The organism is Peribacillus sp. NPDC094092 (assembly GCF_050279365.1).
GTDB lineage: Bacteria > Bacillota > Bacilli > Bacillales > DSM-1321 > Peribacillus.
In genome coordinates this window covers 32,181-47,612 of record NZ_JBNNUC010000002.1, presented here as the reverse complement: position 1 = coordinate 47,612, position 15,432 = coordinate 32,181, and the positions used below count along the sequence as shown (strand labels likewise).

Sequence of the window (15,432 nt, the reverse complement as noted above, 5' to 3'; positions counted from 1 at the left end):
GGGTTCACTATGGGTCAGTACGGATGTGTGCTTTAGTTACTTCAATTCCAAATCCCACCGTTCTTCCACGATTCTTTGCCCCCACAATAATTGTTCCTCTTTTGTTTCAGTGATTTTAAATCCAAATTTACCATATAATCGCCTTGCTACCGGCAAACTACTCACAGTCCATAAATACACTTGGTCATATTGTTGTTCTTTGCAGTAATTAAGCAGTGTTTGTACTAATTGTGTACCTACACCCTTTCCGCGAATGGATGGCTCGACAATGAACCACCTTAACATAGCTGTTGCTTCATTTTCTTCGACTAAACCCACACAACCTGCAAATTTTCCGTTATCCTCTGCAATCCAAATTTTTTTGATTTGCCCATCAAAGGAATCGTGGAGATACTCTAGAAATGTTTCATCAAACCCATAATTATCACTATAAAAAGCTCTTTGCTTTTCAATAATAAGTTCTTTGTCTTCAGCTGTGTATTCATCTCGGATGGAAATGGCAGATTCATTTTGTTCCATATACTCCGACAAAATCATTTCAATTGTTCTCATTGATTCGATTAGGTTTTGTTGTTTTTCCATTTCTAAATTTTTTAGAAGAAATTTGACTTGCTGTTCGGCTTTTGTCTCCAAATCGTGGTAAATAATCTTCCCTTTTTCTGTTAAATGAATAAAATATGTACGACCATCTTCCTCCCATTTCTGCTTATAGATTATATCCAGTTCTTCGTAACGTTTTAATATTCTACTTACATACCCACGATCTAAATCCAGTTCTTCCTGCAAAAACTTTGCTGTACAATTACTTGTACTATTAATTTCAAATAAAATCCTTGTTTCAGTTAAAGAAAAAGGACTATCGTACACTTGCTGGTTGAGCAAACCAAGAACTTTAGTATAAAACCGATTAAACTTCCTCATTTCAGATACGATTGGAACAGTAGGTTGCGTCATACATAAACAACTCCTTAAAATCAAAATGATTGACTCTGGCAACTATAATGAAATCATAATTCAATATGATTGCTTAAGTCAACTATTTAAATGAGTTTATTATAGTATTTTCATATGAAATATTACACTTAAACAAAACTGCCCCGATAGTTCCATAAGAAAAGAGCTAACTTTACTGTAGCAGCAGCCTCAATTTAAATTACTCTTTCCCAGATTTAAACGGGTGAAAATTACATGCTGTAGCATGTGAAAATTAGGCAGATGCCAGGCCAAAAAAAGTAAAAAGTGGCTCCATTATTATTTTAGGATTTTTTTTATTAATCAATAATTAACATGTCATACGGATGCTGTCCCACAAAACGCGGCTCCCATGGAATCTCGATGGATGACCAACTAGTGCCTTTATCGGAAGAATAATAAACACCCTTGTTACTAAATAAGTAAAACTGTCCTTCTGGAGATGATTTTAATACCGGTATCAACGTACCTTTAGATTCAGGTAAGCCTGACGTTACCTCTTCCCAAATTCCGTTTGCTTTTTTTCTATAAATAATTGATTCACATTGTCCACCTTCATATATATGTGCTGCATGTGGATTTTGGGCTGTTGCAATGACCACATTATCTGGATCATTTGGATTAACTGCCATATGATATGCATAATGGTGATTCAGTCCTTCGGTAAGGTAGCTCCATGTCTTACCACCATCATAACTTTCTGCATATCCATGACCTGGCTCTTTTAGAAATGAGTCACCTAACACCGCATATAAACGATTGGGCACATGCTTATGCGATTTTAAAATGTGTATATCATGAGGATCATTTCCTTCTTTATATTCACTCCAAGTTTTTCCTTCGTCTAAACTCTTAATTAATCCCCCAACCTCAATCGTTGTATAAATTGTTTTAGGATTAGTACTATCCATTTCAATCAATTTCACATGGTGTGTATATGTTCTTTGTGGAAAAAACCATGAAGGTCGAGAAGGAATTTGATTATAATCAGTCAATAAGTCAAAGCTATCTCCACCATTCCTTGAAACAAACAAGGCACTTGGCTCGGTTCCTACAAAGACTATTCCATTACCGTCCTCCCCTGTCAGTGGTGAGACAGCCAAGGCTGTTACAGAGCGAATCGCGGGCATATCAATGGGAAATACATCACCAAAAGAAGGTAGCGTTCCAATGGCTTCCCATGAACTTCCGCCATCTACACTTCTCCACAATCCTCTATCAAAAGTGCCGCAGTAAATTCTTTCCTCATTGTTTGGATCACAAGTTAATGTAATGGGGTTTGCGCCTTTAAAACGAGAAGACACATTCCATCCTGCACTATTTCTTTCTGCAATCACAAGTTCTCTATCAAAGGCTAATATTATTTTTCTCATGATTAACCCCTCCGTAATCATCTCAAATTAGATTGGATTTTTAATAAATTCATGAATTCATTTCCATGCCACCGGATACCGGGACATAAGTTCCTGTCATAAAAGCACTTTGATCACTTGCGAAAAATAAGGCAGCACGGGCAATATCCTCAGGGTTTGCAATTCTTCCTAATGGAGTAAACATGGCTGCTTTTTCTTTTTCTTCTGCAGGGATATGTTTAGTGGCATCTGTTTCGACCATACCAGGTGAAATTGTATTAGCGGTAATATTATATGGTCCCAATTCTTGAGCCAGATACCGTACAAAGGAATTAATTGCTGCCTTTGCTGTTCCATGTGCAATGAAGCCATGCATAGGCTGGTGGCTTAAACCACTTGAAATGAAAACTAACTTCCCGTATTTCTGTTCTTTCATAAGCGGTAATACTGATTTTGTTGAAACGAAAGCTGCTTTCACTTCCTCTTCAATCTTGGTTCTGAATTCATCCCATTCCATGTCAAAGAAAGGTTTCATAGCAAAGTGGATGGCTGCGTTGTTTACCAGAATATCCACTTTTCCGAAATGTGAAATAGTTTGATTTACTAGAGAATTCATTTCATCTTGATTTCTAACATCTGCTTGAACAGCAATGGATTGTCCGCCATTTTCACGGATGAATTCTACTACTTCCTCTGCCGCACCCACATTATTGGCATAGTTTACAACTACCTTAGCCTCATACTGAGCGAATAATTTGGCTGTAGCAGCTCCAATCCCCCGGCTTGCTCCTGTTATAATCGCTACTTTTCCATTCAGCATCCTCTATCTACTCCTTCATTTAGCTTTTGTAATTAAAATAATATGACACAAGCAAGAATTGTATGCTATAGCATGTATAATGCAAAAAATTTTGTTCCTTATAAATAGCATGCATCCATAAGGAACAAGTATTAGTAGCGTGTATCATATAATTTGTTTAATAACGATTTTAATTGATGGATCTCTTCTTCGCTTAGATTACTCGTAACGAAATGATGAGCATCTTTAACCACAGGCAGGATCGTTTTTTTTATATCGTCACCTTTTTCGGTTAAGAAAAGGTAATGTGAACGCCTGTCTTGGTCATTATAAGACTTCATTACAACCCCTTTTTTTTCCATTGACTGTATCATTCTTACGACAGTAGTTTGATCTTTATCAATGGCTTCTGCCAACTCTTTTTGAGTAGTGCCTTTTTGGCTGCAAAGAACACTAATAATGCCCCATTGTTCTGGGGTAACTTCATAAGGTTTTAACCTCTTGGTAAAATAATTGGTCATTTTTACATCCGTACGATGAATAAGATACCCTATTAAATCTTGTAAATCCATATATCACCTCTATTAATTAAGATATAAGATAAAGCTAAGCATATTACTAAATCTTCCACTGTGGATTTATGGATAACATTAAATACATGCTATAGCATATATTTTTAACCAAACTATTTTAATTGTCAACTTATATACCTGTTAGTTTTCAGATTCAAAATCAATCCCATACATTATAGAAGGAATGACTAATTTGATAAATTCTTCTGGAGGTACCTTACTATTCCTTCTCCATTCTACAGATGCTCCGTAGATTCCCCAACTTAACATGACAGCAGTAATTTTTAGAGATTCATCCTCTTCAGTTCTATTTTGTTTTAACAACATTTTGTAAAAAATGATTTCGAGCTGTTCCCTAATAATACGGGCAATGGTATCTTGGTATCCTCTATGACAACGATTGGATAATGACTGTTGAAAATTTGTTATAGCTTTAAAAATACTAGCGAAAGCTTCTTCATTCAGTGCGTCATTTTGATAAATATCATAATCCAAATCAACTGATAATACTTCTGATAATGCCTTCTCTAATAAGTCGTATATGTCTTCAAAATGATAATAAAAGGTTGCACGATTAATCATGGCCTCTGACGTTATATCCTTTATCGTAATATCCTTAAATTCCTTTCCTTCTGAAAGTTTAATGAAGGAATCCATAATTAATTTGCGGGTACGTAGAACTCGAGGGTCCGTCTTTGATTGCGTCATTTTGTTGTCACTCCTATTTTTTCAACAATTTCTTAAATGTGTTGTATAAACGACAAATCCACAGAACTATTGGTGTTGATGCTTATCATTATGACTTAAAATTCAATTGTAAGGCAAATATTATATTGCCTCTTTGAAAAGCAAACAGTACGAACACAACCGGCACTAAGTCACTTTACGGATTTTGAAAATATGATCTTTAGGCCTGCGAAAGTAATTACAAGAAATGATCAAAAGCGTGGGAAAAGAACAGAACATTCCTTCTTTTCCTCGCTTATCCTTTATGTATGTAATCATAATATTGAATAGAGATGAGGGAAATGAATTGAAGAACAATAATAATATGCTTTGTGATTTAGAAACAGGTGTATGCGGAGTAGCTGACAGTGAGGAAATGGAGGTCATTGGCTTTAATCAACCGAAGAAGTCAATTAATCTTTATTATGTGACCGATCCTATCTGTTCTCATTGCTGGGCAATTGAACCGGTTCTTCGTCGTTTTGTCGAACAGTATGGTGATTATTTTAACTTCCATACGGTTATGGGAGGCTTACTGGAAAAATGGCATGACGGACCAATCGATCCTGCAAACGGAATTTATAAACCAGCCGACGTTGCTGGTCACTGGAGAGAAGTTGGTGAATATTCAAGAATGCCAATCGATGGTACTTTAATGATTGATAACCCAGTCCACTCCTCCTACCCGCCTTCTCGCGTATTTAAAGTCATTCAAAAAAATCATAATGATGCACTTGCATTTGAATATTTGCGCCGTGCAAGAGAAGCACTTTTCGCATTTAATCAAAATATTTCAGATAAATCCGTTATGATTGAAATCGTAAATAAACTAGGACTTGATGGAGAAGCCATTGTAAATGAGGCTGAGCAACTCATCGGACAACAATTATTGAATGAAGATTTTGGTCTAGCTAGAAGCTTGGGGGCCAGAGGCTTTCCTACTATTATCATAATCAATGATGAAAATAAAGGCGTAAAAATTGTCGGTGGTCGTCCCTTTGAATACTATGTTGACGGATTAAAACAAGTTCTAAATACAGAAGAATTGCAACCAAAACAACAACCTTCCCTTTCTACCTTGCTTGAAAAAGAAAAACTTCTATTTTCTAAGGAAATTGAAGTAATGTACGATGTTGAAAAATCAGATGTTAATTCTTTTATTGATAAAGAGCTTTCACCAGGTCGTTATCAAGTGAAGGAAATTCTAGGGGAATTCTATTTAACAACCACTAAATAAAAAAAGGAGAATGACCATAGCCTATGTTAAATGAATGGACTATTAAATGACACCACTTAACTCGTCATTTAAGTAATACCCATAGAAAGTTTCACCGGATTGTTGTAACGTGCCAGCTGTATCTTTTAATGGAGTTATTTCATAAAAATGAAATAACTCTGCCTCTACATAGGTAGGTAATTGAATGCTTAATACATCCTCAGCTAATTTAGAATTAGTTTATAAAAGAAAAACTACCCATGTACATATTCCTCCATGGTAATGAATTTATAATCAAAACCTGAAGAGAATATCGATAAAATTCTTAAGAATTCTTAAGTTTCACGAGTATATGAAACGATCTTATATCTATAGAGATCACTTTTAATATTATATAACGAGGTACATGGTCCTTGAATATGACCTTATCTTTCGAGTGATGGTTCAATAAAGAGAACTGATGTCGATATATCAGTTCTCTAGTAAAAATTTTTTTCTATATTCTTTCTTTGTTATATGAGAAGAAATATATAGTGGAATCAAAAAAAATCAGTCCCTACTGAACCTTCCCATTATTCTCTTGGTTATTCTTTTCTGAAATTCGTCTTTGATTGGCTTTCGTCTCAGCATTCACATGGTTTGCATCATTTGGTTTATTTTTTTTAGAACCTCTTGCATCATTACTCATACTCATTCACCTCCCACGGCAGCTTATATACGTATGTTAGCTTACTCTTGCCTCCAAATTTTATACGCCTCACCTGGATGTGGCACATCGCTAACTAGCAAAAAGACATCCCGTACAGACCGCGGACAACATTATTTCAATCACACAAAAAGAGCAAACCCGTTTAGAGCCCGCTCTTGTAATGATTCAAAAATATCCCCATCAAAACTTATATCCCTTCGATGTTCAAATTCAATTGCACCCTATACACTACGTGAAAACTGAAAGAAAGCCTTATAAATGTATTCAAGATAAGTATATGGTTTTTTTGTTTTTTTCTTTTGGCTAACTTGAAAAGAACTAATAAATCTTTCCTCATAATCTCACGATGCTTAGATGTTAAAGTTAAAAAAAAATTCATGTATATCTTCTTATTGAACAGTATCCCAACATTCTATATGTTTACAGTTGATTTGAAACCATCGGACTAATAAAGTAAGTAAGTCTATGTATAAAAACGTATCCACATTCTAATCAGACCGTAAATATCCATTTAGGTAAAATTTATCTATTTTTTTACTATATACTAATTCATTTTATTGTTGCAGTTATAATCTCGGATAACCTTTTAATATAAATAGGGATAGCCCAATTACTATCCCTAACATTACTTATGATTTCGATTAACGAGTTCTTCCACCTAATTGTTGTTCAGCCATTTGCACTAAACGTTTTGTAATTTCTCCACCAACAGATCCGTTTGCCCGAGATGTTGTATCAGCGCCTAGTGTAACACCGAATTCACTAGCTATTTCGTATTTCATTTGTTCTAGAGCTTGCTCTGCACCATTAACTACTAATTGATTACTGTTGTTATTTCTAGCCATGTTGTCAGCTCCTATTAATGTAATGTGTTGCTAATCATAGGTTTAGATATTGTTAAGAGTTATATACATAGAATTTAAAGTAAATTAAGGAAGTGATAAAGTAAATTAAAAAACTCACCTGTAGATCAAAAGTGAAGAGCGCCGTAAACATTGAACCCACCGGGTTGCATGGTTTCAGAAGCTCCAAAAAGAAAATAAGCCTAGGCAGGTGTGAATCCTGCCAGTGAATATCTGTAGAGATGTGTGTTCACCCCTAGCTATCTTACGAAATGAGTGCGGGTACGAATCCCGTCAGAAGCTTTCTCCTTCTATTGGACAGATTTTGTCTTATGCGACATAAAAAGCGTGTTCGTCTTATGGAACTAAACTGCCCTGTTAGTTCCATAAGAAAAAGAGCTGCCGAAGCAACTCATACCGAAAAAAATTCCATTTAGTTTTTATGTTTATCCAATCCTTCTTCCTTAATAATCCCTTCTAACGAGATTCCCCGGGGCAAATCAGGGTCTCCATCTGCACTAAACGTTTCACTGCAAGGTGTATTTGTTACAGTAAAATAGGTGCTGGTATACTCGTAGTCATCTATTTGTACACCTTCCGAACCTCCAAGATTAATGCAAGAATCATCAATTCTTTCTTTATTTCCTTCTTTATCTATATAAAAATATTGATTATTGATAATCCCTTCTCTTTCAGGAAGCGGGCTGAGTGTGTATCCTTTTTCATTAATTCGATAAATATCAAAGTCTTCACTTTTTTTAGGTATTGGAGCATCCTTGATATTGTACACCACTCTAACTTCACCCTCATACCCTTTTGGAATGAGATATAATTCATTTGTATGCTTTTCAAACAATGGCCCCGAGACAGTCATTGATCCATATAAAGCCAAAGAGAATAAGATAACGGTAGATAGCGTGTTCGTAATTATTGCCTTGTTCGCCGGCTTTATCCCCCTGTTGTGTTTTCTCATTCTCTGCCATTCTTCTGATAGGAAGAAGAGCAAAGAACAGATGACCGCATAAATACCGAGTTCTCCTAAAAATATGGAAGGCAGAAAACCGAACACCAGATAGAACAAGGATGCGAAAATGAATCGATTCTTTTCGATCTTCATTGTTACAAAATCCGAAAGAAAGGAAATGGGTAACCCGTAAACAACATTGCCTATGAAGGCATATACCATCGCGAATATAAAATAGATTGGAGAACCGGTTCGAAGTTCCACCAAAAGAAAGAACCCTCCGAGAATAAGGCTGACAATCAAGACTGATTTAAGCTTTGTGGAAAGCATATCTTTCATTTCTATTCCCCTTTTGTTTTATCATCTTTACATTTTTACATAGAGCCTTAAAAATCATTACATCTTTATCTCCCTTTATAGAGTCCCCAGTCCTCTTAGTGAAACCTTAACACTAATTCCATTTATTTGGTTGCCTGTTAAAAATACCCTCTGAACTAATCTTCCCCTCTAACCACACAAAAAGAAAGGCTGCCGAAGCAACCCTTTTTATTGAAGCACAGTGTCTAATCATTCATTTTTCCAATGCCATATTAACAGCTTCAATGGCATGGATTTCGGCCGTATCAAATAATGGCACTTCTGAATCCTCTTGTTTGACCAGTAATCCAATTTCGGTGCAGCCTAATATTATTCCTTCCGCTCCTTCATCCACTAACCCCTTGATGACCTTTTTGTAATGATCTCTTGATGATTGTTGGATATCCCCTAAACATAATTCTTCATAAATTACCTGATTGATCACTTTCCTATCCTCGTCATCTGGTATCAAAACCTTGATACCATTGGACTCGATTCGTGTTTTATAAAAGTCTTGCTCCATCGTATATTTAGTGCCAAGTAAACCAACCGTGCTGATGTTGGACTTTTGAATTTGTTTTGCGGTTGAATCAGCAATATGTAAAATCGGTAAACTGACTTTTTCTTCAATATATCCGAGCACTTTATGCATCGTATTTGTACAGATCAGAAGCATTTCTGCACCTGCCTTTTCCAAAGACAGAGCTGCTTCCCCTAATAATTTACCGGAACTATCCCAATCTCCTTCAGCTTGATAACGTTCGATTTCTTCAAAATCTATACTATATAAAATGCACTTGGCTGAGTGCAATCCTCCCAATTTGGCTTTTACTTCTTCATTAATGAGTCGATAATATTCCAGCGATGATTCCCAGCTCATTCCGCCAATAAGACCAATAGTTTTCATGGGCTTTCCCCTTTCATTTAAAAATAGCTTACATATCAGTCGAAAAACTCCATATGTGTTTTTTCTTGTTTGTAGTAATCTATTCTGTCTTGTAAAGTACCTGTATGAAATTCGAACTTATGACCATCTGGATCCGTGAAATAAATGGACTTCTTATCTTTTTCATCCCTTGGGCGTCCTGACAGGATGCTTACATTCAATTCCTTTAGCATCTCGTACATGTTCATAAAGTCAGCTTCTTCTATGGAAAATGCTATATGTGTGTATGATTGGCTTATTTCATTACGGGGTATATCCTCTTCTGCATTCAGGGCAAGCCACATTCCATTCAAATCAAAATAGGCAGTGTTTCTCCCCTTAACTAACAATTTTGCATCAAAAACATTTTGATAAAACTCGATGGATCTCTCTAAATTGGAAACTGAAAATAAAAAGTGATTCAAACCTTTTATAGACACCCTACCACCTCATATTAAGATTGCTTTTTTTTAGCCACTAGACGCTTATACAGAGGATATCCGAACATGTAATACCCTGAAAATGACAGCAGGATTAAGGATAAACCGGTCATTGTGAGGATACTGTATCTATACCAATCGCCAAAGAAGGTTCCATCATGCAACGTAATGAGGAACGTCGAATAATCTGGATTTGTGGATAACACTTTTCCCGTACTCACATCTATTTGAACACCTTGGCCGTTATTAAAACGAACCTGGTACACATTTGCACTTGGTCTATATTCAATTCTGAATATATCTTCAACCGAGTCCGCACCCGGAAGATCCTGAGACGTGGCAATGGATACGACCCTCCCCATAGGTATCGCTTGATCTGGCCCCGCCTCTTTCCCCGTCCTTAACTCATCCGCCACTCCGAGTGGTAACATATAAACAAGCACGAGTCCTGTGACTGCGATGAACATAAAAAAAATAGATAAAACCAATCCAGTCCATTTATGTATTTTTCGGCTTAATTGATACAGCTTTACAGATTTCGACATTTCAACACCCCTTGACTATTTTTCAAAACGGTAAAATTCATACAATTATAAATTTTTCTTCATAACCACCCGATCTTCATTTACAACATAATCATTTTTCAGATAAAATGCTTCTGCATGACCGTCATTAGCTGTTAATAAATATAGACTATTAATCTCTCTTTTCTGCAGTTCATCTTCTAAAGATTGAAGCATCTTTGAGCCGTGCCCTTTACCTTGCAATTCATTATTCACACAAAGTTCTGCCAAATAATAAGTTAAACCTTGATAGGACACCTTACTATTTCCGGCAACAAAACCAACTGGATTGTGATCAACCTGAAATAAAAAGCCAAGAAATTTAGGCGTATGCAATAAGTCGGAAAGTCTCTCTTTCGCCGTTTCATAAGTCCATCTTTCATTCCATGGTTCCTGATTAAACACGTTCATGTAAAGTTCGATACATAGCTCCAGATTTTCCGAAGTCAGTGGCAGCATTTCTGTCATATTCATGCTTCCTTTCTAATTTCATTAAAATTTTGTATATTAATCCAAATTATATCTTACCTTATGTGAACGAACCTGTTTCTATAGAACCATAAAAGAAGAACTGAAATCATCTAAAATACCAGACAACTAAAAAATCATGGAGGGGAAAACAATGAACAGATTGGATAATTATGAGGTTCTGAATCAATTGAAATACATTGATGGCATTACCATTATCGATAATAAAGGGACAATCTTATTTACGATCAAATTTAATCCGCGATTTCACTCTGAAACTCTCGAACGGGAGGAAATATTAGGAGAAAGCTTATTTTCTGTCTTTCCCACGTTGAATGAAAAATCGAGCACGTTATTAAATGCCCTGAAAACAGGTCGCCCCATTTTTAAAGGCAAGCAAGAAATTGTTGATTTCATGGGACGGAAAATTGAAACCGCAAATATTTCCTTACCAATCAGGGCCCATGGGAAAATTATCGGAGCAATTGAATTGTCGAAAGAAAGAAGGAAAGAAGATTCCATTCCTAATAATGTAATCGAGATCAATTCAGAACTGTTTAAAGGCGATAAACGATTACTGGAAAATATTCGGCCGGAACGGGCCAAATATACACTGAAAGATATTATTACTGATAACGAGGAAATGAAGAATTTAAAGCGCTTAACCGAAAAAATCGCTAAAGGAAGCTCACCCGTCTTTATATATGGTGAGACGGGAACAGGAAAAGAACTATTCGCCCAATCACTGCATAATGCCAGCAATCGTGCAGAAAAGCCTTTCATTGCGCAAAACTGTGCAGCCATTCCGGAAGCCTTAATTGAAAGTATTCTGTTCGGTACAATAAAGGGAAGTTTTACAGGAGCAGAAAATAATCCAGGTTTATTTGAAATAGCGGAAGGAGGAACCATTTTCCTGGATGAGATCAACTCGATGCCCATTCATCTCCAGTCCAAGTTATTAAGAGTACTGCAGGACGGATATATTCGAAGATTAGGAGATAGAAATATTAGAAAAGTTGATGTGCGTATAATCACGGCGTCCAATAAACGCCCTGAAGATTGTGTAAAGGATAAAGATATGCGGCTTGATTTATATTACAGATTATGTGTAATGACGCTCAATATTCCGCCATTACGTGAACGTAAAAGTGATATTAAGCCTTTATTGGATTTTTTCATCTCTAAATATAATGTGCTGCTGCACAAAAATATTACCAACGTATCCAAAGAAGTCTATGACTTTCTCCTGAGGTACATCTGGCCAGGGAATGTACGGGAATTGGAACATATTGTTGAATTTGCGATCAATCAAATAGATGAATGGGAAAATACGCTTAAAATGAAAGACATTGAAGAGCGTGTGAAAAATTTCATTAGACATAGTGAAGAAGAGTTTCAGATTGAACCATTAAAGGATGCTGTTGCCAGATTAGAAAAGATCATGATCGAAAAAGCCATCCATCAAACAAAAAACAACGTATCGCAAGCAGCTAAATTACTCGAAATACCAAGGCAGACTTTGCAAAATAAGATCAGATTATACGAAATAGTGCCCAAAAGCTAACAATGGACCAATAAACGCTGGTGAAAGTGCCCAAAATATAACATCCATTGCTTAAATTTTAACATTTTAAGTATTTTCACTATCTGAAATCGACATTATCATAATGCGAAACTCTTATTTTCCTGCAAAAAACAGCGGAAAATGATGAGATCTCTTGGCATACTTCTTGCTTAGTTTACAGATGTGACACAAAGCATTTCCTCTCTATAAAAAACTAGGAAGAAGGGGTATTGTATGAAAATTGGGATGCCGAGGGAAATAAAGGTTGGAGAAAACCGCGTTGTATTTACGCCAATAGAAACTGCTGAGTTAGTCGGAGATGGGCATTGCGTATTGATCGAGACAGAAGCTGGTTTGAAAGCTGGATTCACTGATGAGGAGTATGTGGAAGCAGGCGCACAAATCAGACTGACCATGGACGAGATATATAAGGAAGCTGACTTTATTGTGAAAGTAAAGGAAATTTCACCGGAAGAATATGAGCTGTTGAGGGAACATCAAATGATCTTCGCCTGCCTCCATCCGGCTTCAAACAGAGAAGAAGTGGACGTATTATTGAAGAAAAAAGTGATTGCCCTTACGGCAGAGGATTCCCATAGATACGGTTCCCCGAATTGTGAAGTGGCAGGCAAATTAGGCGCTTTAATGGGAGCTTATCATTTACTTAGTATAAATGGAGGAAACGGACAGCTTATATGCGGAGTCGGCGGCGCACCGGGAGCGAATGTCCTGGTCCTTGGTGCGGGAATCGTCGGAAAGGCAGCCACAGAAATTGTTTCCGCATTAGGTGCTGACGTTACCCTGATGGACATCAATATAGGTGCATTAAGGCATTGCCAAGAAATTTTCCCTAAAAATGTATCCACAATGATCTCCAATCAACAAAGCATCAGGAAAGTCCTTCAAGATATAGACTTAGTCATCAATTGTGTAAAATGGCCAAAACATAGAAAAGATCATTTAATTACTAGAGATATGCTAAAGATCATGAAAGAAGGTTCAGTGATCGTAGATATCAGTGCGGATGTAGACGGGGCCATTGAAACCTATAAACCGACAACACATGCAGACCCTACTTATGTGTTGGACGGCGTCGTTCATTATGGAGTCGATAATATACCCGGAGCTGCACCACATACTGCCTCAAAAGCCTATGCTGCAGCTGTGCTGCCCCATATCCGGTCCATCGCGAACAACGGTGTAGCCGAGGCGTGCAGGAGAGATGGATTCTTAAGAAGAAGCTTAACCGCATATAAAGGCATTCTTACACATGAAGAAACATGTGCCATTCAAGGCAGGGAATTCACATTGCCGGAAGAGGCACTGTGTTTGACGGATCGCAATGATCTCGATTTTGTACCTCGTGCTACGACAACAAAATTACCGATGAAAATGAGTTAGCCTATCAACCATTTAAGAAGAAAGAAATGTTAAGGGGGGAGAAAAATCCATGAATGAAGTTGAAAAAAAGGTTTCACTCAAGGTGGCATTGCTGACGATTCTTGTATTGATAACGGTTTTATCAATCGGGAACGGCATTTTGAAACTGCCTACTGATATCGTATTCATTGTCGCAACGATCGCCATTTCCATCGTTCTGTTAACACAGGGGTTTAAAGGCAAGGACCTGCAAGAATATTTCGTTGATGGTTGTAAGAAATCATTGCTGGTCGTTTTGATTTTAATGAGTGTAGGAATGGTTATCGGTTCTTGGATTGTTTCAGGGATCGTTCCCTCGATTATTTTTTATGGGCTAAAATTATTGTCTCCCACCGTGTTTTTAGTATCAGGATTTCTGATATTATGTGTTACCTCATTTTTTATCGGCAGCGCTTATGCATCAGCCGGAACACTTGGGGTTGCATTTATGGGCATTGGCTATGGAATGGGAATACCACCGGCATTAACGGCAGGCATGGTTGTATCGGGAGCCATATTCGGAAATAAGATCTCTCCATTTGCCGATACTACAAACTTGGCAGTGGCCGTGACGGGGGTTGAACTCACGAGCCATATTCGGTCCATGCTTTATTCCGTTCTCCCCATACTAGTCATCAGTACCATTTTGTATGGAATTCAAGGAATGAGGTTTTCCCATAATTCGTTGGATGTGACCAAAATAGATGCAATTACAGATACGTTGTCTGAACACTTTGTGATCAGCCCCTTCTTGCTGCTTGTTCCGGTCATAACGATTTTATTGGCTGCCAAGAAAGTTCCCCCATTAATTGCCTTGTTACTATCAGCATTAGGCGGGGTGATTGCTGCTGCTTTCATTCAAACCAATTATGATATAAACACCATTTTCACTGCACTATCTAAAGGATTCCAAATACAAACCGGTGTCGAACAAGTCGACAACCTACTTAATAGAGGCGGTATAGCAAGCATGATGCCGACTGTTACCCTATCCATTTTAATTCTCGGCTTTGGAGAAATATTACAAAGAACAGGGATTGTAAGTGCCATCCTGGGCAGCATTAAGAATGCAATCAAAAGTGCACGAAGTCTTGTTTTAACAACCTTATTCTCAGGATTGGTGACAGATATGCTGACAGCAAGCCAATATATGTCCATTATATTGCCTGGTCAAATGTTTAAATCCGCCTATAAAAAACATAACGTATCGCTAACCGTTCTTTCCAGAACGTTAGAAGATGGCGGAACCATGTTTTCCTATCTCGTTCCTTGGTCGTTAACGGCCATTTATTTATCAGGGGTACTGGGAGTCTCGACTTTGGATTTTTTCCCTTATGCTTATCAAGCCGTCTTAACACCTATTCTTGCCATCATTTACGCGCTGACAGGCTTTGCCATCTTTAAAGAGAAAGGAAACGTGAACGAGGATAAAGAAAACCCGGAAGAAAAAACGTTCATGCAGAAAAAGATAAGCAATGAATAATGACACTTTAGCTGACAATCCTGCTATATAATGTTCCATGAAAAAAGGTCGACCAGTAATT

The 15,432-nt window shown here is 37.1% G+C and carries 16 protein-coding genes; 4 read left to right on the top strand and 12 right to left on the bottom strand.

The features are described from left to right. Nucleotides 1–36 precede the first annotated feature (36 nt). From ACQKNS_RS09190 to ACQKNS_RS09170, 5 genes are all read right to left on the bottom strand, one after another. A complete protein-coding gene (locus tag ACQKNS_RS09190; RefSeq protein WP_427642247.1) occupies nt 37–954 on the bottom strand; it encodes a bifunctional helix-turn-helix transcriptional regulator/GNAT family N-acetyltransferase in 918 nt (305 codons plus the stop codon). A gap of 317 nt (nt 955–1,271) precedes the next feature. Then, a complete protein-coding gene (locus ACQKNS_RS09185) occupies nt 1,272–2,345 on the bottom strand; it encodes a WD40/YVTN/BNR-like repeat-containing protein (RefSeq protein WP_427642245.1) in 1,074 nt (357 codons plus the stop codon). Nucleotides 2,346–2,394: 49 nt separating this feature from the next. Further along, nucleotides 2,395–3,144 carry an SDR family NAD(P)-dependent oxidoreductase gene (locus ACQKNS_RS09180; RefSeq protein WP_427642243.1) on the bottom strand — a complete coding sequence of 250 codons (750 nt, stop codon included), beginning with the start codon at nt 3,142–3,144 and terminating at the stop codon, nt 2,395–2,397. Between the two features lie 131 nt (nt 3,145–3,275). Further along, entirely contained in the window at nt 3,276–3,695 is a 420-nt protein-coding gene (locus tag ACQKNS_RS09175; RefSeq protein ID WP_427642241.1) for a MarR family winged helix-turn-helix transcriptional regulator, read from the bottom strand. Between the two features lie 141 nt (nt 3,696–3,836). Beyond that, on the bottom strand, nt 3,837–4,403 hold the full coding sequence (locus ACQKNS_RS09170) for a TetR/AcrR family transcriptional regulator (RefSeq protein WP_427642239.1): 567 nt from the start codon (nt 4,401–4,403) through the stop codon (nt 3,837–3,839). 343 nt (nt 4,404–4,746) lie between these two features. On the opposite strand from ACQKNS_RS09170, the gene ACQKNS_RS09165 reads away from it, so the two are divergent. After that, nucleotides 4,747–5,658, top strand: coding sequence for a DsbA family protein (locus ACQKNS_RS09165; RefSeq protein ID WP_427644143.1), 912 nt, complete (start codon nt 4,747–4,749; stop codon nt 5,656–5,658). Nucleotides 5,659–6,193: 535 nt separating this feature from the next. Here the strand turns inward: ACQKNS_RS09165 and ACQKNS_RS09160 are convergent. The 7 genes from ACQKNS_RS09160 to ACQKNS_RS09130 form a co-directional block, all read right to left on the bottom strand. Then, complete coding sequence (locus ACQKNS_RS09160) at nt 6,194–6,325, bottom strand: hypothetical protein (protein WP_403063625.1); 132 nt, start codon at nt 6,323–6,325, stop codon at nt 6,194–6,196. A 662-nt stretch (nt 6,326–6,987) separates the two neighbouring features. Continuing rightward, nucleotides 6,988–7,191, bottom strand: coding sequence for an alpha/beta-type small acid-soluble spore protein (locus tag ACQKNS_RS09155; protein ID WP_034304517.1), 204 nt, complete (start codon nt 7,189–7,191; stop codon nt 6,988–6,990). A gap of 430 nt (nt 7,192–7,621) precedes the next feature. Further along, a complete protein-coding gene (locus ACQKNS_RS09150) occupies nt 7,622–8,491 on the bottom strand; it encodes a DUF6843 domain-containing protein (protein WP_427642236.1) in 870 nt (289 codons plus the stop codon). 232 nt (nt 8,492–8,723) lie between these two features. Further along, complete coding sequence (locus tag ACQKNS_RS09145) at nt 8,724–9,416, bottom strand: aspartate/glutamate racemase family protein (protein ID WP_427642234.1); 693 nt, start codon at nt 9,414–9,416, stop codon at nt 8,724–8,726. Between the two features lie 35 nt (nt 9,417–9,451). Further along, the gene (gene fosM / locus ACQKNS_RS09140) at nt 9,452–9,874 is read right to left on the bottom strand and encodes a FosM family fosfomycin resistance protein (RefSeq protein ID WP_427642232.1); all 423 of its coding nucleotides are present in this window, start codon (nt 9,872–9,874) and stop codon (nt 9,452–9,454) included. 14 nt (nt 9,875–9,888) lie between these two features. After that, the gene (locus tag ACQKNS_RS09135; RefSeq protein WP_427642231.1) at nt 9,889–10,419 is read right to left on the bottom strand and encodes a PepSY domain-containing protein; all 531 of its coding nucleotides are present in this window, start codon (nt 10,417–10,419) and stop codon (nt 9,889–9,891) included. A 45-nt stretch (nt 10,420–10,464) separates the two neighbouring features. After that, the gene (locus tag ACQKNS_RS09130) at nt 10,465–10,905 is read right to left on the bottom strand and encodes a GNAT family N-acetyltransferase (protein WP_427642229.1); all 441 of its coding nucleotides are present in this window, start codon (nt 10,903–10,905) and stop codon (nt 10,465–10,467) included. Nucleotides 10,906–11,059: 154 nt separating this feature from the next. Here ACQKNS_RS09130 and ACQKNS_RS09125 point away from each other — a divergent pair, with 154 nt between their 5' ends. The 3 genes from ACQKNS_RS09125 (at nt 11,060) to nhaC (ending at nt 15,371) form a co-directional block, all read left to right on the top strand. Beyond that, nucleotides 11,060–12,469, top strand: a complete 1,410-nt coding sequence (locus ACQKNS_RS09125) for a sigma-54 interaction domain-containing protein (protein WP_427642227.1) — start codon at nt 11,060–11,062, stop codon at nt 12,467–12,469. A 234-nt stretch (nt 12,470–12,703) separates the two neighbouring features. Further along, nucleotides 12,704–13,870 (top strand): alanine dehydrogenase, encoded by a 1,167-nt coding sequence (locus ACQKNS_RS09120; RefSeq protein ID WP_427642226.1) that lies wholly within the window; start codon nt 12,704–12,706, stop codon nt 13,868–13,870. A gap of 49 nt (nt 13,871–13,919) precedes the next feature. Continuing rightward, the gene (gene nhaC, locus ACQKNS_RS09115; RefSeq protein ID WP_427642225.1) at nt 13,920–15,371 is read left to right on the top strand and encodes a Na+/H+ antiporter NhaC; all 1,452 of its coding nucleotides are present in this window, start codon (nt 13,920–13,922) and stop codon (nt 15,369–15,371) included. The last annotated feature ends 61 nt before the right edge of the window (nt 15,372–15,432 follow it).